This window comes from Oceanirhabdus seepicola (assembly GCF_023684385.1).
Classification (GTDB): domain Bacteria; phylum Bacillota; class Clostridia; order Clostridiales; family Clostridiaceae; genus Oceanirhabdus; species Oceanirhabdus seepicola.
Genome location: NZ_JAGSOJ010000005.1, coordinates 41,670 through 64,245, shown reverse-complemented (window position 1 = coordinate 64,245; position 22,576 = coordinate 41,670). Strand labels below are relative to the sequence as shown.

General features: G+C 30.6%; 16 protein-coding genes and 1 tRNA gene. 7 read left to right on the top strand and 10 right to left on the bottom strand.

Going from position 1 to position 22,576, the window contains the following annotated elements:
- The first annotated feature begins 15 nt into the window (after positions 1-15).
- The 3 genes from KDK92_RS20320 (at position 16) to KDK92_RS20310 (ending at position 6,759) form a co-directional block, all read left to right on the top strand.
- A complete protein-coding gene (locus KDK92_RS20320; protein WP_250861238.1) occupies positions 16-1,728 on the top strand; it encodes an HD domain-containing phosphohydrolase in 1,713 nt (570 codons plus the stop codon).
- 105 nt (positions 1,729-1,833) lie between these two features.
- Complete coding sequence (locus KDK92_RS20315) at positions 1,834-5,358, top strand: S8 family peptidase (protein WP_250861236.1); 3,525 nt, start codon at positions 1,834-1,836, stop codon at positions 5,356-5,358.
- 66 nt (positions 5,359-5,424) lie between these two features.
- Positions 5,425-6,759 carry a peptidoglycan-binding protein gene (locus tag KDK92_RS20310; RefSeq protein WP_250861235.1) on the top strand — a complete coding sequence of 445 codons (1,335 nt, stop codon included), beginning with the start codon at positions 5,425-5,427 and terminating at the stop codon, positions 6,757-6,759.
- 77 nt (positions 6,760-6,836) lie between these two features.
- Here KDK92_RS20310 and KDK92_RS20305 read toward each other — a convergent pair whose 3' ends face one another.
- Complete coding sequence (locus KDK92_RS20305) at positions 6,837-7,892, bottom strand: YkvI family membrane protein (protein ID WP_250861234.1); 1,056 nt, start codon at positions 7,890-7,892, stop codon at positions 6,837-6,839.
- A gap of 343 nt (positions 7,893-8,235) precedes the next feature.
- On the opposite strand from KDK92_RS20305, the gene KDK92_RS20300 reads away from it, so the two are divergent.
- Together KDK92_RS20300 and mnmL are read left to right on the top strand one after the other, a co-directional pair.
- On the top strand, positions 8,236-9,297 hold the full coding sequence (locus KDK92_RS20300; RefSeq protein ID WP_250861233.1) for a hypothetical protein: 1,062 nt from the start codon (positions 8,236-8,238) through the stop codon (positions 9,295-9,297).
- A gap of 211 nt (positions 9,298-9,508) precedes the next feature.
- Entirely contained in the window at positions 9,509-10,432 is a 924-nt protein-coding gene (gene mnmL / locus KDK92_RS20295) for a tRNA modification radical SAM protein MnmL/YtqA (protein ID WP_250861232.1), read from the top strand.
- A gap of 25 nt (positions 10,433-10,457) precedes the next feature.
- Here mnmL and KDK92_RS20290 read toward each other — a convergent pair whose 3' ends face one another.
- The 5 genes from KDK92_RS20290 to KDK92_RS20270 form a co-directional block, all read right to left on the bottom strand.
- Positions 10,458-12,515 carry a methyl-accepting chemotaxis protein gene (locus KDK92_RS20290; RefSeq protein WP_250861231.1) on the bottom strand — a complete coding sequence of 686 codons (2,058 nt, stop codon included), beginning with the start codon at positions 12,513-12,515 and terminating at the stop codon, positions 10,458-10,460.
- Between the two features lie 134 nt (positions 12,516-12,649).
- Complete coding sequence (locus tag KDK92_RS20285; protein ID WP_250861229.1) at positions 12,650-13,108, bottom strand: hypothetical protein; 459 nt, start codon at positions 13,106-13,108, stop codon at positions 12,650-12,652.
- Positions 13,109-13,241: 133 nt separating this feature from the next.
- Positions 13,242-13,886: an HAD family hydrolase gene (locus tag KDK92_RS20280; protein ID WP_250861227.1), complete on the bottom strand. Its 645-nt coding sequence runs from the start codon at positions 13,884-13,886 to the stop codon at positions 13,242-13,244.
- Between the two features lie 15 nt (positions 13,887-13,901).
- On the bottom strand, positions 13,902-14,435 hold the full coding sequence (locus KDK92_RS20275) for a phosphatase PAP2 family protein (protein ID WP_250861225.1): 534 nt from the start codon (positions 14,433-14,435) through the stop codon (positions 13,902-13,904).
- A 238-nt stretch (positions 14,436-14,673) separates the two neighbouring features.
- Positions 14,674-14,750 (bottom strand) — tRNA-Pro (locus KDK92_RS20270).
- Positions 14,751-14,842: 92 nt separating this feature from the next.
- Here KDK92_RS20270 and KDK92_RS20265 point away from each other — a divergent pair.
- A complete protein-coding gene (locus tag KDK92_RS20265) occupies positions 14,843-15,793 on the top strand; it encodes a hypothetical protein (protein WP_250861224.1) in 951 nt (316 codons plus the stop codon).
- A gap of 44 nt (positions 15,794-15,837) precedes the next feature.
- Here the strand turns inward: KDK92_RS20265 and KDK92_RS20260 are convergent, their stop codons facing one another.
- From KDK92_RS20260 to murC, 4 genes are all read right to left on the bottom strand, one after another.
- Positions 15,838-17,634, bottom strand: coding sequence for an ABC transporter ATP-binding protein (locus tag KDK92_RS20260; protein WP_250861222.1), 1,797 nt, complete (start codon positions 17,632-17,634; stop codon positions 15,838-15,840).
- Positions 17,635-19,371 carry an ABC transporter ATP-binding protein gene (locus KDK92_RS20255; protein WP_250861221.1) on the bottom strand — a complete coding sequence of 579 codons (1,737 nt, stop codon included), beginning with the start codon at positions 19,369-19,371 and terminating at the stop codon, positions 17,635-17,637.
- Positions 19,372-19,710: 339 nt separating this feature from the next.
- Positions 19,711-19,890, bottom strand: coding sequence for a hypothetical protein (locus tag KDK92_RS20250; protein WP_250861220.1), 180 nt, complete (start codon positions 19,888-19,890; stop codon positions 19,711-19,713).
- A 4-nt stretch (positions 19,891-19,894) separates the two neighbouring features.
- The gene (gene murC / locus KDK92_RS20245) at positions 19,895-21,271 is read right to left on the bottom strand and encodes a UDP-N-acetylmuramate--L-alanine ligase (protein ID WP_250861218.1); all 1,377 of its coding nucleotides are present in this window, start codon (positions 21,269-21,271) and stop codon (positions 19,895-19,897) included.
- Positions 21,272-21,617: 346 nt separating this feature from the next.
- On the opposite strand from murC, the gene purR reads away from it, so the two are divergent.
- Complete coding sequence (gene purR, locus KDK92_RS20240) at positions 21,618-22,439, top strand: pur operon repressor (protein WP_250861216.1); 822 nt, start codon at positions 21,618-21,620, stop codon at positions 22,437-22,439.
- Positions 22,440-22,576 lie beyond the last annotated feature (137 nt).

Sequence of the window (22,576 nt, the reverse complement as noted above, 5' to 3'; positions counted from 1 at the left end):
GGAGAATAGGGGAAAATGTTTCATAGGAGAAAAAATTTAAAGGGGCTATTATTTTTTAACATATTGCATTTTAATGTAGGATTAATAGTTATTGCATTTATTGCTATGACTACGCTTTCTATAATCATTACCCATGAGAATGCTAGAAAGAGTGAGTTAACTCTCATGAAAAATATATCTGATGGAATGAAAAAACGTCAGAATGAATTAATAGAAGTTGCTGAAGATATATCAATCACTATAGGCGAGGGGTTTATATCTAAGGATAAAGAACAGATATATTTGAGTAAAATGAAGTTAAATAGAGAGTATATAAAGAGTATTATAATTTTTGATAAAGATGGTAATATCAAAAATAGAGATTATGATTCAATTGGAATAAAGAATAATTTATTAGAAGGAATAGAATATACATCTCTAGGTGAAAATGGAGAAAATGCATTTTTTTATGGAGATGGAAAAGAAATAAAATTCTATTATGCAATAAAAGATAGTTCAGGAATGATTGTCGAGTATATTCTTTTTAATATAGACTTTGATCATATATTAAAACTTGATATGGATAATTATGAATATTTCTTATTAAACGAAGAATTGAATTTAATATATTCCCAAGAAATGATTTCTTTGGGAGAACATCAATATAAAAAAATTAATGAAGCACGGGAAGATAACAATAGATATATATATCATAATGAGTTTCAGAAAGCTTATTTTAGTGGATATATTGATAAACTATCAAATAGCAATTTATATTTAGTCATTGAGCATAATATATCTAAAGAAATATTATTCAGTGGATGGATAATATATATTATAATCATTGTGCTAGTAGTTGTAGCAACGGCAATTATCCTATCTTTTAAGATTTTTAATATAATAAAGGATTATTTAAGTATATTAAGAACTCTTTTAGAGGAAGTTGAAAAAGGAAATTATAATTTTAAAATTCCTGAGAAATATCAAATGAAGGAATGGAAGATGGAATTTGATAACATTATTTCCATGGCTCGTAAGATTGATGAAAGAGAGCGGCAATTATCAATGTTTAATAATGAGTTGATGGAAGCGCATAATAGTGTTGAGATTATGTATAAAAAGCTTCAAGCTAATGATATTGAAAAAAGAAATCAGTTTATTGAAGTAATATCATCAATGCTGAATTTGATTGAACTGAAAGATAAGTACACAGCGGGACATTCTGTTGCAGTTACAAAATATTCTAGTATAATCGCCAGAGAGATGAACGTAAAATATGGTTATAAAATAGATGAAGAAAAGCTTATAGTTGGATCTATATTACATGATATAGGTAAAATTGGTATTTATGGAGATGTTCTCAATAAGCCCAGTAAATTAACTCAAGAAGAAATGGAAATAATTAAGGGGCATCCAAAGAATGGTGCAGATGCGTTAGCTGATATTAATGACTTTGAAACAGAGTATTCTATTATAAAATATCACCATGAAAAGTATGATGGAAGTGGGTATCCAGAAGGACTAAAAGGAGATGAAATACCAATTGAGGCTAGAGTTGTATGTGTTGCAGATGCGTTTGATGCAATGACTTCCAGTAGACCGTATAGAAAAGCAATGGATATCGACTTGGCTATAAAAGAGTTGATAAATAGTAAAGAGGTACAATTTGATCCGAAAGTTGTAGACATAACTGTTACATTAATCAAAATGAATAAACTTAAAATAGATGATGATAGAATAAATGAATAAGGGAAATCTTAAAAAGAACTAGGTATTTACTTAGTTCTTTTTTTTGTTTTATTTGGCTAGATAATGTCATAAGTTAGAATATAGAACTTTTTTTGGAGTGTAAATATGAAGGGGAATTTCCGAGGAAATTATAGAGAGTATAATCGTAAGAATAGTGATGCCTATTTAAACATGTTAAGTAATATGAATCCTACTGTGAAGAGTAAGTTATTGACATACTATCTTGGAAGCGATAATAATACTATTGAATTAATAGTATTAATTGGAAGTAATAATGAAAAAGTTAAGGCTTCGGTAGAGAATATTGGAGGAAGCTTTGATGATTTAGGTTATGGATTTGGGATAATAAAGATTAGTGTAGATAAATTAGATGATGTTCTTAAAATAGAGGAGATACAATATGCAGAGTTACCAAAGAGTTTATATACAAGTTATAATCCTTCTAATAAAGCATCCTGTATAAATGAAGTTTGGAGCAGTGCTAATCTTTCAGGGGAAGGTACTGTTGTAGGGTTCATTGATTCTGGAATTGATTACTCTCATAAAGCCTTTTTAAATAGTAATGGGGATTCAACAAGAATTGAATATATATATGATTTGAATACAGATAAAGAATGGAATAAAAGTGATATTAATTCATGGATTAAGGGAAATGGAACAGGGGATGAGCCTTCAAAAGATGAATTTGGACATGGAACCCATGTTGCTGGTATAGCTTGTGGTAGTGGAGAAGGTGGAAATAGATATAAGGGAGCAGCCTATGAAAGTTCTATTATAATGGTGAAGATGACAAGAGAAGGGGAATTACAAAATGCACAGAGTACACAGTTAATGAGAGGAATAAAATATGTAATTGATAAAACAAAAGTATTAAATAAGCCTCTTGTATTGAGTTTAAGCTATAGTACAAATAATGGAGCTCATGATGGAAGGTCCTTACTTGAGTTATATATTTCTACAATAGCTTCTTTGGAGAGAATATCATTTGTATGTGCAGCAGGAAATATGGGAGATAAAGGTCTACATAAAGGTGGAAATCTCAAGGATAGCACAAAAATAGATGTTTCTGTTGGTGGAGGAGAAAGAGGATTAATAATTAACTTATATAGAGATTTCTTTCAAGAGTTGACCATAAATATTAAAAACCCATCAGGTGAAGTAACGGGCGATATAAAGATTAATAAGAGGTTTATTACTAGGGATATTGGAGATGGAGAGATTTTTATTTATAGAGATGAAGCAAATCCTTTTAATTTAAAAGGAGCAATAATTATCAGTCTTATTCCTCGAGAATATGTTCAAATAGGACAATGGACCATAACATTGATGAAAGATGATTTTGAGAGTGAGAGTTACAGTATGTGGTTACCTATATCAGAAGGTTTGAGTGATAAAACTAAATTTTTAGAACCAACCCTTGAAGATACTCTTGGAATACCTGCTACGGTTGAAAATATTATATCTGTTGGGAGTTATAATTATATTACTAATGTTATCTCTTCTTTTTCAGGAAGGGGAAAGCTTAATTGTGAAGTTAAACCAGAAATAGTTGCTCCAGGAGAAGAGATTTTATCATCTTATCCAGGAGGAGGATATAATTCTCTTTCAGGAACGTCAATGTCTGCACCACTTGTAGCTGGAGCATGTGCATTACTAATGGAATGGGGAATGGTTAAAGGAAATGATAGCTATATGTATGGGGAGAGAGTGAAATATTATCTGATAAGGGGAGCTAGAAAAAAAAGAATAGATGTAAATTATCCAAATAATAAATGGGGATATGGAACTTTATGCTTAAGTGATTCTTTAAAAATAGCTATTAAAGAGGGGAGGAGAACTATGAGGGTAACAGGACTTGGTAATCAAAAATTTGGAAAGATATTTACTAAAGAAGATTATGAAAATTATATAGTGGAATATGAAGATGGTTTTATGGAATCTATGGAGAAAATTGAATATGCATCAGCTTTAAAATTAGATAATCAAAGGGCTATTATTTCAGTTAGAAAAGGATATTTAGAGCAATTATTAAAAGAGGTAGAAGCAATTCTTTTTGTTGAAAAATCCTGTATATATACACTAAACGCTACGTCCCCAATAGATGCTGCTAATATATCTGAGTTTCATGAGAATCCATATTTACCATTGAGAGGGTATGGTGTATTAGTAGGTATAGTAGATACAGGGATAGATTATTTGCATGATGAATTTATATATGAGGATGATACATCTAAAATAGTTAGTATATGGGATCAAGAGGGTGTGGGAGATAATACTCCAGATATTATTGGGTTTGGAAGAGAGTTTAAAAGGGTTCAAATCGATGAAGCTATCCAAGCAAAGCGGAAAAATGAAAATCCATATCTGATAGTGGATTCGAAGGATACTATAGGTCACGGTACAAATATTGCTGGAATAATTGGAGCTAGGGGAAAAGATGAGAATTTAGTTGGAGCAGCTCCGGATTGTGAACTCGTAGTGGTTAAGGTGAAAAGGGCTAAGAAATCATTGCTTGAATCAAAAGGGATAGCGGAAAGTAAGATTGCATATGATAGTGTAGATATAATTTTAGGAATTAAATATGTTATAGATGTTGCTAAGAAATTAGGTAAACCATTAGTGGTTATTTTACCTATGGGGACCAACAGTGGAGCACATGATGGTAGTTCACTTATTGAGAGATATATTGATGAGATTTCAAAGGTAAGAGGGGTCGCTGTAGTAACGGGTACTGGAAATAATGGAGATACTAATACACACACGAGTGGTAAATTTGAAAATCAAGGGGAGATAAAAAATATTGAATTAAAGGTTGGGAAAAATCAGAGGAATTTAGATTTGCAAATATGGGGTAGAAAACCCGATAAGTTGTCTGTGGGGTTAATTTCTCCTAGTGGAGAGTTAATTGAAAAGATACCAGCAAAATTGATGGAAACAGAAGAGGTTAAGTTTGTTTTTGAAGGGAGTACTGTTTTTATTACTTATTATTTTCCAGAGGAAAAAACAGGAGATGAGTTGATAGAAATAAGTATTAAAGATATCAGACCTGGAATATGGCAAATACGATTATTCTGTGATTTTATAATAGATGGGAATTATGATATTTGGCTTCCACAGAAAGAATTGCTTGAAGAGGGAACTGAATTTTTAAATCCATCACCGTACATTACCTGTACAGTACCATCTACTGCAAGAAGAATAATAAACTGCTCAGCCTATAATCAAAATAATAATTCAATACTATCTGAATCAGGTAGGGGCTACACTAGAGATGGAAGAGTGGCACCTAATGTGACTGCTGGAGGAATTAAGGTGGTAACAACGGCTACAGGAGGTGGAAGTATAACTATCTCCGGTAGTAGTGCAGCATCTGCGGTATTAGCTGGAGCAGTAACTCTTTTGTTAGAATGGGGAATAGTCCTTGGAAATGATAAGACCATGTATTCAACAAAAATCAAGACTTATTTAATTAGAGGGACAAATAGAAGGAAAGGTGATATATATCCCAATGAGGTATGGGGATATGGAATGCTTAATCTTAAAGGTGTATTTGAAAATATAAGAGGATTACAAAGTAGAGATGGACTTTTAGTTAGAATACCAAATGAAATTTACAGAAAAATCAAATAGAATCTGTCTATTCTTAACCTATTAATCATATGATAATAATGAAAGTATTTTATAAGGAGAATAAATATGCCTGATATAGGTAATTTGAAGGTTCAGGTTTATGGCGAAGATGGGTTTAAGCCTATAGAAGGAGCTACTTGCACAATTACAGGACAAAATGGGAGTACAGTTAAGGAACAGGTAAAAAGTAATGACTCAGGAATATGCGATATTGTGGAAGTTGATACACCCCCAATTGAGTATTCTATGGAACCTACAGGGAAAATACCTTATGGACTATGTAATGTATTTGTTGATGCTGATGGATATGAGGGGATAGAGATAAAAGGGTGTCAAGTATTCCCTAATAGAGAGGCTATACAAATCTTTCCGCTTAAGAAGATAGGTAGGAATGGAAAACGTGAGAAAAAGGTTGAAGTTATTGAGGTTAAGGAAAATCGTTTGATAGGGAACTTCCCACCTAAAATCCCTGAAGATCCAGTCAAGGATTTAGAGAAACTTAAAACTACAACAGGATTAGTTGTTTTAGAAGAAGTGGTAGTTCCTGAATTTATTGTGGTACATGATGGAGCACCTAAGAAGGCAGCTAAAGATTATACGGTGAGATTTAAGGAATATATAAAGAATGTTGCTTCAAGTGAGATATATGCAACATGGCCTTATGCAACCATAAAGGCTAATATATTGTGTATATTATCATTTACATTGAATAGAATTTATACAGAATGGTACACAGGGAAAGGGTATAAATTCCAGATTACCAGCTCCACAGCTTATGACCATGCTTTTTCATATAGGCGAAATATATATGATAATATAAGTCAAGCTGTTGATGAAATATTTACAACATATGTTAAATTAATGGGGCGAAAACAACCGCTACTTACTCAATACTGTGATGGTATAAAGGTTCAATGTCCTGGATGGATGACGCAATGGGGAAGTAAATCATTAGGTGATAAAGGGAAGAATGAATATCAAATAATAAGGGATTTCTACGGTAGTGAAATTCAATTTGTAAGAGCTAAAGAGGTAACAGGAATACCAAAATCATATCCTGGATATCCATTGAAGATTGGTTCAAGAGGAGCACCAGTAAGAACTATTCAGACTTATTTAAATAGAATTTCAGTGAATTACCCTGCAATTCCAAAAGTAAAAGTAGATAGTATTTATGGAACTAAGACAGCTGAATCAGTAAAGAAATTCCAATCAATATTTAACTTAAAGCAAACAGGAGTTGTAGATTACGCTACTTGGTATTCAATTTCAAATATTTATGTGGCAGTTACTAAAATAGCTGAATTAAGAAATGAGTATACTGGAAACAAAATATTCATACCACCTAATAGTCATAGAAGTGATGATGTACCTAAAATAGAATATCCTTGTGATTATTGATTAAGGCACATGAAAATAAATAACTAGTAAGTATGCTAGTTATTTATTTTTATGTGCCTAAAAAAATGAAGTCAAAGTTAATTGACTTCATTTTTTTTGAATATAAAAATCTTTATTATAAATAGAACACTTACAAATCCAAATAATGGGTACAAGATAGTGATTAATCTTTTGAATCCTAACTGTGATATTGGTATAGCAATAGCTAATATTATACAAACACATTTCTTGTAAGGTATATTATATTTTTTTTCCATTGTTTTACCTACACTATATATATCAGATATTTCTGTGGAGAACATTTCACACCATATGATAATTAATAATAACACTTCTAAAGGTCCTTTGAAGTGATTAGCAATATAGAGTAAAGGAACTTCATATTTAAATATATTTGGTATATTAGATGTTAAAAGTAAATTTATCATCAATGAAATAATAGTTAAGATAATTGCACCTAAAAAAATACCATAGATAAAGTTGCGTTTATTTTTAATTTCTTTAGACAATGGCACTAGTACTCCTGTGAAACTGAGAATATTGAATCCTGCATATAATAATGCTGATAGGAACCACATTCCTTGAAAATTATATGTTTTATATTCTCTAGCCCTTATGAGTGAATCAAGGGAAATGCTGTGGCGAAAAAATATTATGTACATGGTGAAAATTAAAATTATAGTTAATACCAAGGATGGTACTATGAATGAATTCACAAATATTAATCCTTTAGTATCATTTAATAAAACGACTAAAGCAACAATGGCCATAATAAAAATTCCTAACCATTTTGAAACACCGAAATATTGGTTTATAAGAGCGCCACTTCCAGCAAGGATTATAGCTGCACCGCTTATTAAAAAGAAACTAGTAAATAGTTCAGTTACTTTTCCAAAATATCCTCCACCTACCTTGGTTATTAATTCTGTATAAGAGCTCAGAGAATATTTTTGGCTTATATCTACTATTAAATTACAAGTTACCATATAGATTAAACAGCAAATTAAAAGACCAGTAAACCCCATTAAACCATAAGTTGAAAAAAATTGAGTGATTTCTTGACCAGATGCTAGTCCTGCACCAACTATAGTTCCTATGAAAACAGTTGTTATTTGAAATATTTCTTTTTTCATTTTACCCTCCTAGTAAATTTTTCTATAAAGTAGTTTCTCTATATATAGATATTTAGTTGAGATGAAAATAATGAATGAGTTTATAAAAAATATCATTAAATTATTTTTTATTGGAAAAACTATTATAGAAATATATAAAGGTTCATAAATGAAATCATGATTTAGATGTATGAAAATAAATAACAAATCAAAGATTAGACTGATATTTTTCATGTAACAATGAGTTAGGTTCTACTGATAGTTAATCTATGAGTAAGTTTTGAGGTCGAAGTAAACACTATACACTATAGACCAATGACTAGTTATTTATTTGAATATGCCTTACCTTGAAAGGAGAGAAAAAATGAAAAGAGCAATAATATTTTTTCTATTAATATGTAATATAATGATTATTTCCTGTACATCTAGTTCAAAGGAAAAATATGATGATGTGAAACAAACTGTTGAAGAGGAGAAAATGCATGATTTTCAGTTGAAGATAGCTGAAAATATAGTTGATAACTATTTTTTATTTTTATTGAACGATAACTATGATAAAGTGAATGAACTATATACAACAGAAATAAAAGTAGATGATATTAAGAAGAATGATAGTAATATGAAGTTAAGAGGATATACTATTGACGAAATGAATGAGGTAGGAAAAACAGCAGAATTTCAGGTGAAAGTGTCATATAATGATACTACAAAGTCATTTGCCATGGCTAATGAGTTTAAGATAAAAGTTATAAAAGAAGAAGGAATGTATAGGATAAGTGAGGTAAATGAAATACCACATAGAGAGGTTTTTCTAGAGAATCAAACAATTAGGCTTCGAGATAAAACAGCTGCTAAAACTTATTTGGTTATTGATAATTCGGGGATACCTAAATATATAAGCGGTGCTGAGAAAGGTGAGAAGTATAATAAAATTGAAAATAATCTCAAGCATTATAAGTCTTTAAATATAAACTATAAGGGCGATAAAATATGTTTTTCAAAGGAAGAAGGTAATTGTTACCTTGCAATGATAGATATAAATGAGGTAATGTTAATTGAAAAGGAGAAGCAAGAATTTAGTGCTAAAGAGCTACCAATAGGGGAGAACATAGTAACGCTGGATTACATAAAAGAGGGAAAGGTGGATTACTGTGTATTTTCTGAGGATAACAGATTTGTTGCAGCGCAGATTGTTGAAAAAGGGTTAGAAAGAGTTAAAATATATAATTCGAGCAGTGGAGAAGAGGTGCCAGTAGAAATTGAAGAGAAATTGAACTTAATAGATGTTAATGTATCTTTTAAATCATTCCATAAAGGTGTAGTAAATCTTGAAGTTCTACCCGTAGATATGAAAAACTTGAATAAATCTAATTTATATGGATTATGGAAATTAGAGCTTGAAACTTCTAAGTTCCATAAAATATAATAATAAAGGTCTATTAAAAACATCTATATAATAATATACTTTAAATATTTATTGAACAGATTTGAGCTATGCAGTTGCCCAACCTTTATAGGTGGGCGTGGGTAGCTCTTTTAGGTTGTCAAACCTAAAAAAATTGTTCATAATATAGTTATATTACTAAGTCGAGAAAGGAGAAATGCCACGAATCTATATTTTGAGTGGCAGTAAGCATATGAATAAGCAATGGGGAGATAAACCATATAATAATTTAAATTATTTCTTGAGGGAAAAGTTTGGAGGAAAAGTTTTTAAGGTATCGTTGGATGCTGGCTTTTCATGTCCAAATAGAGATGGAAATATAAGTAGAGCAGGGTGTACGTTTTGTAGTTCTAGAGGATCTGGTGATTTTGCTGGTAATAGAGATTTTTCTATCACTAGACAATTTAATGATATTAAAGAAATGATGAATAAGAAGTGGAAGAGTGATAAGTATATTGCTTATTTTCAAGCATACACAAATACTTATGGTGATATAGAGGAATTGAAGGAGAAGTATGATGAGGCAGTAAATCAACAAGGCGTGGTTGCTATGGCGATTGCTACAAGACCAGATTGTTTGGATGATGAAATAATAGATCTAATTGAATCTTATAAAGATAAGGTTTATACGTGGATTGAACTAGGATTGCAAACAGTAAGTGACGAGACAGCAATGTTAATAAACAGAGGGTATGAGTTGTCAGTTTTTGAAAATGCATTAGATAAATTAAGAGAGAAAGATATAGATGTTGTAGTGCATGCCATTTTTGGCTTGCCTAATGAGAATAGAGAAGATATGCTAAATACAGTTGATTATTTAGCTCATAAGGATATTCAAGGTATAAAGTTACACTTATTGCATCTTATGAAAGGTACTCCAATGGTCAGACAGTACGAACAAGGATTATTGAAATTCATGGATATGGAAGAATATGTTGAAATTGTTGGTGAGGCAATTGGTAGATTAAGAGAAGAAATTGTAATTCACAGAATAACAGGAGATGCACCACGAGATTTATTAATTGGGCCAATGTGGAGTTTGAAGAAATGGGAAGTATTGAATGCTATACACAAATATTTGGATGAAAATGATATATATCAAGGGAAGTTTTTTTAAGGCACGCAGCGCGTGCCTTTTTTATTTATAGTTTAAATTTAGATATAGATTCTTGTAAAGATTGAGCTAAATCTGTTAGTCCCTCACATGCATTTGAAATTTCTTGAATGGAAGCAGATTGTTCTTCTGAGGATGCCGCTACTTCTTCACTGCTAGCCGCATTTTCTTGGGCAATCGCTGCTAAGTTCTGAATAGAATTCAAGATTTCTTCTGTTTTTGTATTCATTGTTTTACTTGAGCTAGTAAGAATACTAATAGCTGTTTCCGCTGTCTTCATAGCTAAAGAGATTTCATTGTATTTTTTCATGCTTTCATCAACGCTTATGAGTTGTTCATCAACCATAGAGGATACACTTACCATGGTAGATACTGCATTTTTAGAATTGGAGATTAACTCTTTAATAATGTTATCTATTTCTTTAGTTGAATCAGTTGACTGCTCTGCTAATTTTCTAACTTCTTCTGCAACAACAGCGAATCCTCTACCTGATTCTCCTGCTCTTGCAGCTTCAATTGCTGCGTTTAATGCAAGTAGATTTGTTTGTTCAGCTATTTCAGCTATTAATTTACTTGCTGCACCAATTTTTAAAGTGCTATTATTAGTTAAATTTACGATCTGAGAGACTTCATTAATAGCCTGTGAACTTTCATCAGTTTTATTATTTAGTTTATCCATTATTACAAGCCCTTCCTTAATGAGGGATACCACCTTATTAGATTCTACATTTAAAGTGTTAACGTGGTTAGCGTCCTGTAATATTATACCTTCAAGTTCCTGAGCTTTCATTGCTCCATCTTCAGTATTATGAGCTTGCTCAGTAGCACCTCTTGATATTTCATTGATTGTTCTAGCAATTTCTTCAGAGGTTGCTGAACTCTCTTCAGTTATAGCTGTAAGTTCTTCTGCAGAAGAAACTACATTTTCAGATGAATTAGCTATTTCCTTAATAAGAAAGCGGAAATTTTTAGTCATTTTATCAAATGCCAAAGCTAATCGGCCAATCTCATCATTTCTTTTTAAATAACAATCTGGAACATCACTAGAAAAATCACCATTACCCATTTTTTCAGCATGAGCTGTAGCAACAGATACTCCTTTAAGATTTTTCTTTATTATAAGATATAAAATTAAAGTCAATACAGCAGATGTAATAAGGAATGTTAAAATCAAGACACTTAAAAGTTTATTGCGAGTTGCCAATATTTCTCTTTTGTTTACGAGTATACCCATAGACCAACCATTTATAGGTACTGGAGCATATGAAAAATAATATTGTTCATTTTTATATGTAAGTTCAATAAAATTATCATTTTCTCCATTCATCATTTTAGAAGCATATTCTTTAAAATCTTTATCATTAACAATATTAGCACCATTAGTTACTTTTTCTTTATCTTTTGCATAAACATATTTTCCAGTACTTGATATAAGGAAAGTTTCTCCTTTATCGCCTATTTTATATTGTTCCATTATTTCAGGGATATGGTCAATAGAAACATCAGTTGTAACAAAACCTATTAAATCACCTTTTTCTTTAATAGATTTTGTTGCAGATACAACAACTAAACCTGACCCAGCATCAGGATAAGGATCTGAAAATCCTACTTCATCTGTAGAAATTACTGATTTATACCAAGGCCTACTTTTAATATCATAATTTGTGTTAACGGTAGCATCATTGTTATCTATATAAAAATTTGCTTTTCCATTAGCAATAAAGTCATTTACAATATCGTTATCTGTTTCGCTTATAGCTATTAATGTTTTCAGTATTTCAGGATAAAGCCTGTGTGTTTTAATTTCATCCCTTGTATCAACTTCTTTAAGATAAGTTTTTATTTGTTCATTTGTTGCCATTTGTTCAGTTACAAGAGAAGTTTTTTCAAAAAGACTTGAAACATCACTAATAGCTTTATCAAATCTTAAGAATACTTCATTAGTAACTTTTATCATAGTATCATCGTTTACTGATTTAACTATAAAAAAACCAGATAAAAGAAAAATACACATTATACTAATGAAAGTCCAAAGGGCTATTTTGCCTGCGAGACTTTTTTGTTTTTCTTTGCTTTTTTCTTTCAATATAATCCCTCCAGTGTAAGTTATTAATATAACAATACACTTTTTGACTATAAATGTCAAAAAAATCGAAAAATTAAGAAAAATTGTCGAAATATAAAACACACAAAATTTTGGAAAATTGTGTGTTGAATATGTTATATAGCTTTATTCTCAGAGTGTTCATTTTTATCAAAATCAACAAAGGTATCATCAACTAGAGAGATGAAATGTTCATTTACCCAACCTATGCTGTTTATATCATTTGTAGTATCAATATCAACTTGATACCACGTAGTGTCAGTGATTTTTACACAAGTAAAAATTTGAACTAATTCATTTTCAGTTAATGAGTTTAGTGGCATAGATTTTGAAATAGGGGAAATTCTCAAGCTTGTATCTTTAGTTATGATTCCTTTTGAAGAAATTAATTTCAATCTTTTCATCTGAAAGTTTTTTATTCGTTCCATATGAATATTCATTTTGCTCTTAAGAGATCTATTTTGCTTAGATAGTAAAATAACCTGCTTTTTAAGTGATGACACAGTAGCATCGTATTTATAATAAATAGCAAAAACAATTACGCAGAAAAAAATGAATGTCAATAAATAGGTCAAAAAACCACTCCTATCAAAATGTTCTTTAATAAATATTATTAAAGCTTCCGTGAAATAATTCTTTAAAATAAAAAAAGAAGCTTTTATAAAACAAAGCTTCTTACATTAATAATCAATATTTGAATATGCCACCTTAAACGCTATAATTAACATAATCAGAGATATATTCATCTGCATATTTTAAAAGATCATCTTTAGAATAATCACAGTATTGGTCTTCTATTGCAATAACTTTCATTCCCGCGGATTTAGCGCCTTTAATGGCAGGAAGAATATCTTCAAAAACTGCACATTGATTAGGAGCAAGTCCTAGTTTGCTGCAAGATAGGAGATAAACATCAGGGAAACTCTTACCCCTTGAAACCTCATCCGTAATAGTTATTGAATCAAAGTAATGATAAATATCATTATTTTTCAAAACAGGTTCTAATAGATAATGGCAGTTACTTGTAGCTAAACCAATTTTGATATTTGTGTTTTTTAGCATATCTAAAAAAGTTTTTATCCCAGGTTTTAGCTTAATACATTCAGAATATTCTTTGAAGGCCATATCCATCCATTCTTTTTTTATATCATCAACACTTTCTTCTAAATTAAAAGTCCTTTTAAAATAATGAGCAGTTTCATCAAAACCGAAATGTTCAATCTCACTTTTGAGGTTATTGGGAACAGAGATATTTCTTTTATTTAAAAAATCAAAATCTATTTTATCCCATACCCACATAGAATCAATAATTGTACCGTCTAAATCAAAAATTACGCCTTTAATATCAGTCATTGAAATCCTCCTAAATTAAATTAAAAGTAATAAATTAAAAGTAATAAATGATGAAATTGCACCGATAAGCATTCCGATAACAACATCAGTCGGATAGTGAACACCAAGATACATTCGAGAGATTCCTACTAAAGAACTCAACGGAATAACATAGATACTTAGAAATGGAAAATATAATCCACTCATTGTAGCTATAGAAAAAGCAGCACATGTGTGACCAGAAGGAAAAGAGTAATCATCTATTCCTATTTTTTTGATGTATAGATCCTCCAACAATAAGAATGGACGAGTTCTATTTGCTTTTTTCTTTATTATCTGAGTTATACTTGCACCTAATGTAAGTGATATTATGGTGCTTATAGCAAATTGATGTAACATATCATTATTTATAATCAACGTTGAAAGACAAAATATAACAGCAAAAGTTAAAGAACCTAAATATGTTATTGCAGGCATAATTTTGTCTAAAGTGGAACATCTAATTTTATGATTAAATACTTTCAGTATTATTATATCCTTGTCGTGAATTTTTTCAAGATTTATCCTCAAACAGCACACCCCTCAGCAATTTAAAATCGCTTATTCTATTTTATCATGCTTCTATTTTATCATGTTTTTATTTAATTCACATTAAAAGTTTATTAAAATCAAATGGAATCCTTATGAAAAACTTCAGTTTTATTAATTTTCAGAAAATTGACAACAGATAGTAGTGCAGATTAAGATATGGGTTTAAAGGAATTTGTATCATCAACAAAAAAACCACTGAACTAATATTCAGTGGTTTTGGTCGGGGTGACAGGGCTCGAACCTGCGGCCTCATGCTCCCAAAGCACGCGCGCTCCCAATCTGCGCCACACCCCGGCGACAATCATTATTATATCTTAAAAATGTGAATAAGTCAATAATAATATTCATATTGAATAGTATAAAGCAATTTTGGAGAGATAATGATTATGAATTCAGCATTTATTCCCTTATATTTAAACAGTGCATTGATGAGTAATTTATTTACTGTAGTAGGAAATATTGATTTATCTTCAGACGTTTCTGTACAGAGTATAAGCACTAAAACACAACAGAATACAACATATACCGTACCTATGAGCGAATTAACTAGAGATCTTACAGGGAGGTTCATACAGGGCGAAGTTAAGTTTAATATATCTAATGAATTGCAATTAGAAAAGACTGCAATAGAGATTACTGCTCTAATAAAATTAAGGAAGGTACTAAAGAGCAAATCATTTCTAACATTGATGAGGTCCCCACTGGATATTCAGAATGTAAGAGAGAAGGAATACATAGAATTCCAAGGGATAATAGATCATAATCCTCACTTGAGATACATTGAAAAGATGGTTGAGTATATTGAAATCGATAATTTAATCGATGGAATAAAGAGTATTGAATCACTTGAAGATGAAAAGAAGTTAGATTTGCAGATGAAAAAGATAAACTTTAAAAAAGAACTCCTTGGGGATTTGAAAGATAAAATTAAACAACACAAGGAAGAGAGATGTGAGTATTTAATTACTGAGGGACTATATGGTAGTAAGTTAAGAGCAATAATACCGGTAGAGGATAAGCACCTTTTGGATAATATAGAGCATATGATGGCTTGCAGAGTGACAGTATTAGGTAAGGTGATAAAAGTGGGAACCATAGGTGAGTTGGGTTTATCTGATAGAAAGAAGAATTATTTAAAGCACGTTGACAAAATAATAGTGAATGAACTAGCTAATATGGAAAAATCACGTTCTTCAAAAAATATGAAAAAAAATGATGATTTGAACCCATATGATGATGATGATGATGATGATGATTTGAACCCATATGATGATGATGATGATTTGAAAAAAAATGATCCAGTGATATTAATTTTACCATTGTCCATATCAATGTAACAAGGCATATAAAAAAATCCCACCCGTTTTTCGGGTGGGTTTTGTTAAGCTCCTTCATTGAGGAATTTAAATTGAGATACATATAAATTGTGATATAGTCCTTTATTCTTCATTAGAGTCATGTGAGTTCCATATTCTACTATTCTACCCTCATTTACAACCATTATACAGTCACAATCCCTAATTGTTGATAATCTGTGAGCAATTACAAAAGAAGTTCTATCTTCAAGCACCGTTTCTATACCGCTTTGTACTAATTTTTCAGTTGCTGTATCAATATTTGATGTAGCTTCATCTAATATTAATATTTTAGGGTTAGCTAATAATGCACGAGCAAATGAGATTAATTGGCGTTGTCCTACTGATAACCTAGAACCCCTTTCATTGATTTTTGTATCATATCCATTTTCAAGCTTAGATATGAAAGAGTGAGCATTTACTGCTTTGGCAGCTTCTATAATTTCTTCGTCAGTAGCATCAAGTCTACCATACCTAATATTCTCCATTATTGAATCAGAGAATAAGAAGGTATCCTGAAGCATTATACCCATCTGAGATCTAAGGGATTCAAGGTTAACTGTACTAATATCAATACCATCAATTAGAACAGTACCATCAGTCGGATCATAGAATCTACTTAGTAAATTGATAATAGTAGTCTTCCCCGCTCCTGTTGGTCCAACTAGGGCTATTTTACTTCCTTTGTTTATTTTAAAACTTACGTCATGTAATACTTGTGAGTCTTTATCGTACTCAAAGGAAACATTTTTAAATTCAACATCTCCGTGTATTTCTGGCATATCTTCAGCTGCTTCTATGCTTACAAGTGTAGGTGCAGTATCTAAGATATCAAATATTCTTTCTGCTGCTGCAAAGTTTGTAATAAGCACATTATAAAAGTTACTGATATTTGTTATTGGTCTCCAGAACATACCTATATACATTGTGAAAGCTATCAAGTTACCAACTGATAGAGATGGATCGCCAGATTGTATTAATCTAATTCCATACCAGAAGGTTAGGAATGTACCCATTCCCCAGCTTATATTTACTAGTGGCCAGAAAAGGTTATTTAACCTTACTGCATCCACAAATGATGTAATAAGCTTACCTACATAGCTGTCGAATTGGGAAGAAGTCTTCTTCTCAACTCCAAAAGCTTGAACAACTCTAATTCCAGAGAAGTCTTCATGGGTAAATCCATTTAAGTTTGAACGATTACTTTTATGTTTTTGCCATCTCTTTCTTGAAAATATCTGTATGCATGAAAGTGATACAATCAATAAAGGAAGAAATGAGATTGAGATTAATGCTAATTTATAATTCTTATAAAACATAATACCTGTTACACATACAATTGTTAAGAATTCAGGGATTAAACTTGTTATACTGTTATTAAATAAATTCTGCAGGGCGTTAACATCACCAACTATCCTTGCAAGAATTTTACCTACAGGTCTACTATCGAAGAACCCAAAAGACAATTTTTGAATATGAGTATAAAGTTCTTCTCGGATCTCTAAAACTACTTTGCTTGTTATCTTAGCCATAAGATTTATTCTTAAATTAGTTAAGACCATGGCAATAATATATAAGGTGAGCATAATAGCCCCAGTAAACAATAATCCTCTGATATTTCCGGACTTTATATCAAGATCTATAGCTCTTTCTAATAGTAGTGGATTTACAAGTGTAGTAAGCATTACTATTACCATCATAAATACTGTTAGTGATATCTTAAGCCAATATGGCTTAAGATATTTAAATAGTCTTGATATCAAGTGTTTAGATTTATATTTTTTTATATTTTCTTTCTGGTTTGAGGTATTTACCTTACTCAATTAGACCACCTCCTCTTCGCATAGACCTAGGTCTTTAAATTGTTCTCTGTATATATCATAGTATTTTCCACCCTTAGCTATTAGAGAGGCGTGGTTACCCTGTTCAGCTATATTACCATCTTCCATGATTACAATCATATCTGCATTTTTAACAGCTGATATTCTATGAGCAATTATGATTGTTGTCATGTGAGCACAATGATCATATATATTCTTAAGAAGTTGGAACTCAGTATCCATATCAAGCGCTGATGTCGAGTCATCAAGAATAAGTATTTTACTATCATTTATTAATGCTCTTGCGATAGATAATCTTTGTTTCTGTCCACCTGATAAACCAATACCTCTTTCACCAATAACTGTGTCATATTTATCTTCTAAAGATTCGATGAAATTTTTAGCACAGGCTTTTTCACAAGCGGATTCAACATCCTTCAAAGTTGCTGATTCACAAGCAAATTTGATATTCTCTTCTATTGAATCTGAGAATAAGAATACATCTTGAGGAACTACTGCCATCTGACTTCTTAATGTATTTAAGTGTAGATCTTTTACATTGAATCCATCTATAGTTACTGAACCTTCAGTGACATCATAGTAACGTCCAATCAAGTTAGTTAAAGTACTTTTTCCGCTTCCGGTAGAACCCATAATAGCTACAGTAGAGCCAGGTGCTATATCCAGGTTAACTCCCTTCAGAATTTCTTCATCATCATATTTAAAACTTACATTATTGAACTTTATATGTCCCTTCATATCTTTTAGTTCAATTGCATTTATTTTATTTTTGATTTCAGGTTCAGTATCCATTATTTTGAATATTTTCTTTGAAGAAGCGTTAGCTTGAGCAATCATATTAGATAACCAACCAAGCATTCTCATAGGCCATATAATCATCCATGCATATAGATTGAATTGTACAAGTTCTCCTACAGATAGACTACCTTGTATAACAAATATTCCACCAATTATGATTACTAAAAGTATACATATATTGCTTAAGAAATCGAAAAGTGGAAAATATTTTCCGAACACCTTGAATTTCTTTATACTAAGATCGTGATTCTTTTTATTGAAGTTGAAGAACTTAGAAAGTTCATATTTTTCTCTGGCAAATGCTTTGACAAGTCTTACCCCAGCTAAATTTTCTTGTGCTATTGTATTCATTTCAGATGTGTTATCGCTTATATCTTCAAATGTCTGATCAATTTCTTTTTCAAGTTTTATTGCAACAAGTGCAAGAAATGGCATAGGTATAAGAGCTATTAAAGTCAATTTCCAACTTATACTAAAAAGGCAGATTGAGGCGATTATGAAATAGAGGATATTTTCTATAAATAATGCTAATCCAAAACCAATTGTCTCCCATATTCTATCAACATCAGAGTCAACTCTAGACATTAGTTCTCCAGTATTCTTTTTATCAAAGTAACTGAATGATAAACTTTGAATGTGGTTAAATAAATCTTTTTTTAGATCTCTGCTTATTAAAGAAGAGGTCTTATCAAAACGATATTCCTTAATATACATAAAAATAGATCTAGAAAAGGCTATACCTAGAATTCCTATTAATAGTTTTGTTGTTAAATGATATTGTCCATCCTTAATGACATCATCAATAAACATACCTGTAATTTTAGGATTTAGCATATCTAATGCTATTCCAAATACCATGAACATTATTGGAATGATGTAAGACGTCCAATATTTCGAGATGTATTTGAGTATTTTTTTCATATAAATCGCCCCCTTTTTTTATTTGAAATTTGTTAAATAATCCTAATGGATTGAGACTCCGATATCTGTGGAGAAGAACTCCACTGTTGATTTTAAAGCTTCCATTTAAAGTTTTAATTACTGATGTTGCATTCATTGTAAAACCTCCTAAAATTTTTTGAATTATTATGTTAGGCAAGTTCAAATTATATATTTTCACCTGCCTTATGTACCTTTTGTTAAAAACAAAAAGAGGCCATATAAACATGACCTCGCAAAGCAATGAGCGTAAAATATAAAAGCCATGGGAGATAATCCCATGGCGAATTAACATATAAATATTAATTAATAATACATAAATTAATAGTATGTTTCCATCAAGGTAGAATTATCGTAAGAAATAATTTTATTTAGTTTTGTATTTAAGACTATATTGATTTCTGAGTCATTAAATTTTCCAAATAACATAATTTCTACCTCTCTTTCTAATAATTTAGTACAATAAACATTATATGCAATTCGTAATGCAATGTCAATCATATTTCTAAATATTTTTAATTTTTTCCCATATGGTGTTTATATCTCCAGCTCCCACCAACATAAGTACGTCGCCTTCTTTTAATTTTGGAGCAATATATTCGGCGATTGAATTTAACTCACCGATATATTTGCAGTTAATATTATTTTCTTTGATTTTTTCAGCTAGCATCTTAGAATTTACTATTCCAGTATCCTTTTCTCTTGCAGCATATATATCAGCAATTACAATTTCATCTGCTTCTCCAAAACATTCACTGAACTCTTTTAAAAGGCTATGAGTTCTCGTATAAGTATGAGGTTGAAAAACGCAATAAAGCTTACCTTTAGTAATTTTTCTTCCTGCATTTAACGCATTTATTATTGCAGTTGGATGATGAGCATAATCGTCAACAACTTTTGCGCCATTTACTTCTCCTTTAATTTCAAATCTTCTATGTGTTCCTTTATAATCATAAAGTCCTTCAGAAATAGCATTAAAAGGTATGTTTAATGCTATACCAGAAGCGATTGCTGCTAATGAATTATATATATTATACTCTCCAGGAATGTTTAAATGAGCTTTTCCTAGAGTTTGATTATTATATTCAACATTAAAGTGACCGCATCCCTTGGAATCATATTCAATATTCGTAGCTTTTACCATGCCAGAATTTAATCCAAAGGTTATTTTATTGCAGGAACATGATTTAATAACTTTATCTGCTCTTATATCATCATTATTAATTATTAAATATCCATTTTTAGGGATTGATTGAGCATATTTTATGAATGTTTCTTCAATATGATTAATATCTCTATAGTAATCTAGATGATCCTCATCAATATTTAATATAATGCCTATATAAGGAAAAAAATTTAAGAATGATTCTTTGTATTCGCATGCTTCGGTTAAAAAATATTCACTTTTCCCAACCCTTAAATTACCATCTATGGCGTCTAGGACTCCACCTACAAATAATGTAGGATCAGTGTTTCCGCGTAATAATACATGAGATGCCATTGAAGTTGCTGTAGTTTTACCATGGGTACCTGCCATGCCAATACTATATTTATAATTTTTCATCACTAATCCTAAAAATTCTGCTCGTGAATACATTGGTAGGCCTAATTCTTTGGATTTTATATATTCCTCATTATCTTCCTTAACAGCAAAGGTGTAAACAATTATAGAGTTATCATGAATGTTTTCCTTTTTTTGACCTATGGATACGGTTATTCCTTTGGATTTTAAGGTTTTCACCATATCTGATTCACTTTTATCAGAACCGGTTACGTTATATCCATGTTTTTTAAGTAATAGAGCAATAGCACTCATACTTATTCCACCTATACCAATGAAATGAATAGTCTTATGTTTATCCATATTAAGATTAAAAGACATAGAATCACTCCTCTCAATTTTTGTTATTAATTAAAAATAAAATTAATAGTTCATATATGTAATTTATGTTATATCATAATTATAATACATTCTAAGGAAAAATTTTGTGACTTTTTTTAGGAAATTGACAGATTTCCTATAAAAATTATCACATGTAATCTTGGATATATCAATAGATTTGTGTTTACGGAAAATGTTCACAAGAAAATATGTTGTTCAAGAAAAATAATACGAATATTTAATTGTAAAATACATAATAATATTCCCCTTAGAGGCGAATTATGATATTATTAATTTACAGATTAAAGGAAATTTCAAATAAATAAAAATTGTAAAGGTGGGTTTTATGGACGGAAAGTTTATGCGTAATCAAAGAGTATCAGCGATTACAAAAATTTTAATAGAGAATCCGAACAAGGTTATTAATTTAAATGTATTTACTAATATGTTGAATGCTGCAAAGTCCACAATTAGTGAAGATATTGTGATTGTTAGAGAGAGTTTAAAGAGATTGGAAATGGGCACAATTGAAACAATATCTGGTGCGGCAGGTGGAGTAAAGTTCGTTTGTGATATTTCGAAGGAAGAGTGTGAAAAGTTTTTAGAGGACTTATGTAAAGAATTACAAAATCAAAATAGAGTTATATTAGGAAACTTTTTGTATTTAACAGATATATTATCTAGTCCAAGATACTTGAAGAAGGCAGGGACAATTTTAGCATCAAAATTTATTTCTAATGAAATTGATTATGTTGTAACTGTTGAGACGAAGGGGATTCCTCTAGCATATGAAGTTGCAAATAAGCTTGGTGTTGAACTTATAATAGTAAGAAGAGGAAATAAAATTACTGAAGGGACTACTATAAGTATAAATTATCTTTCTGGGTCAAGTAACAGAATACAAACTATGTCTTTATCAAAGAAATCTTTACCTAGTGGAAGTAAGTGTATTTTTATTGATGACTTCATGAAGGCTGGTGGAACAGCCAGCGGAATAAAACATCTTCTTCAAGAGTTCCAGAGTGAGCTGTTAGGTATAGGTGTGCTTATTGATGACAGAAGTGTGGAGAACAAACTTATGGAAGATTATATTGCACTAGTAGAATATGATGCACCAAAAGATAATAAGAGTGCAATAGTTAGAATATCAGAAAAATTGGATAGTTAAACTAAAAAATCTCTAAGGTTGTTGACAATGGTATTTTGTTAACAACCTTTGTTAATTTAAAAGGGATATGAAAAGTGATTATTATGAGAATATAAGGAATTATAAAAAAATTGATAATTTTTTGAACATTTAGAAGG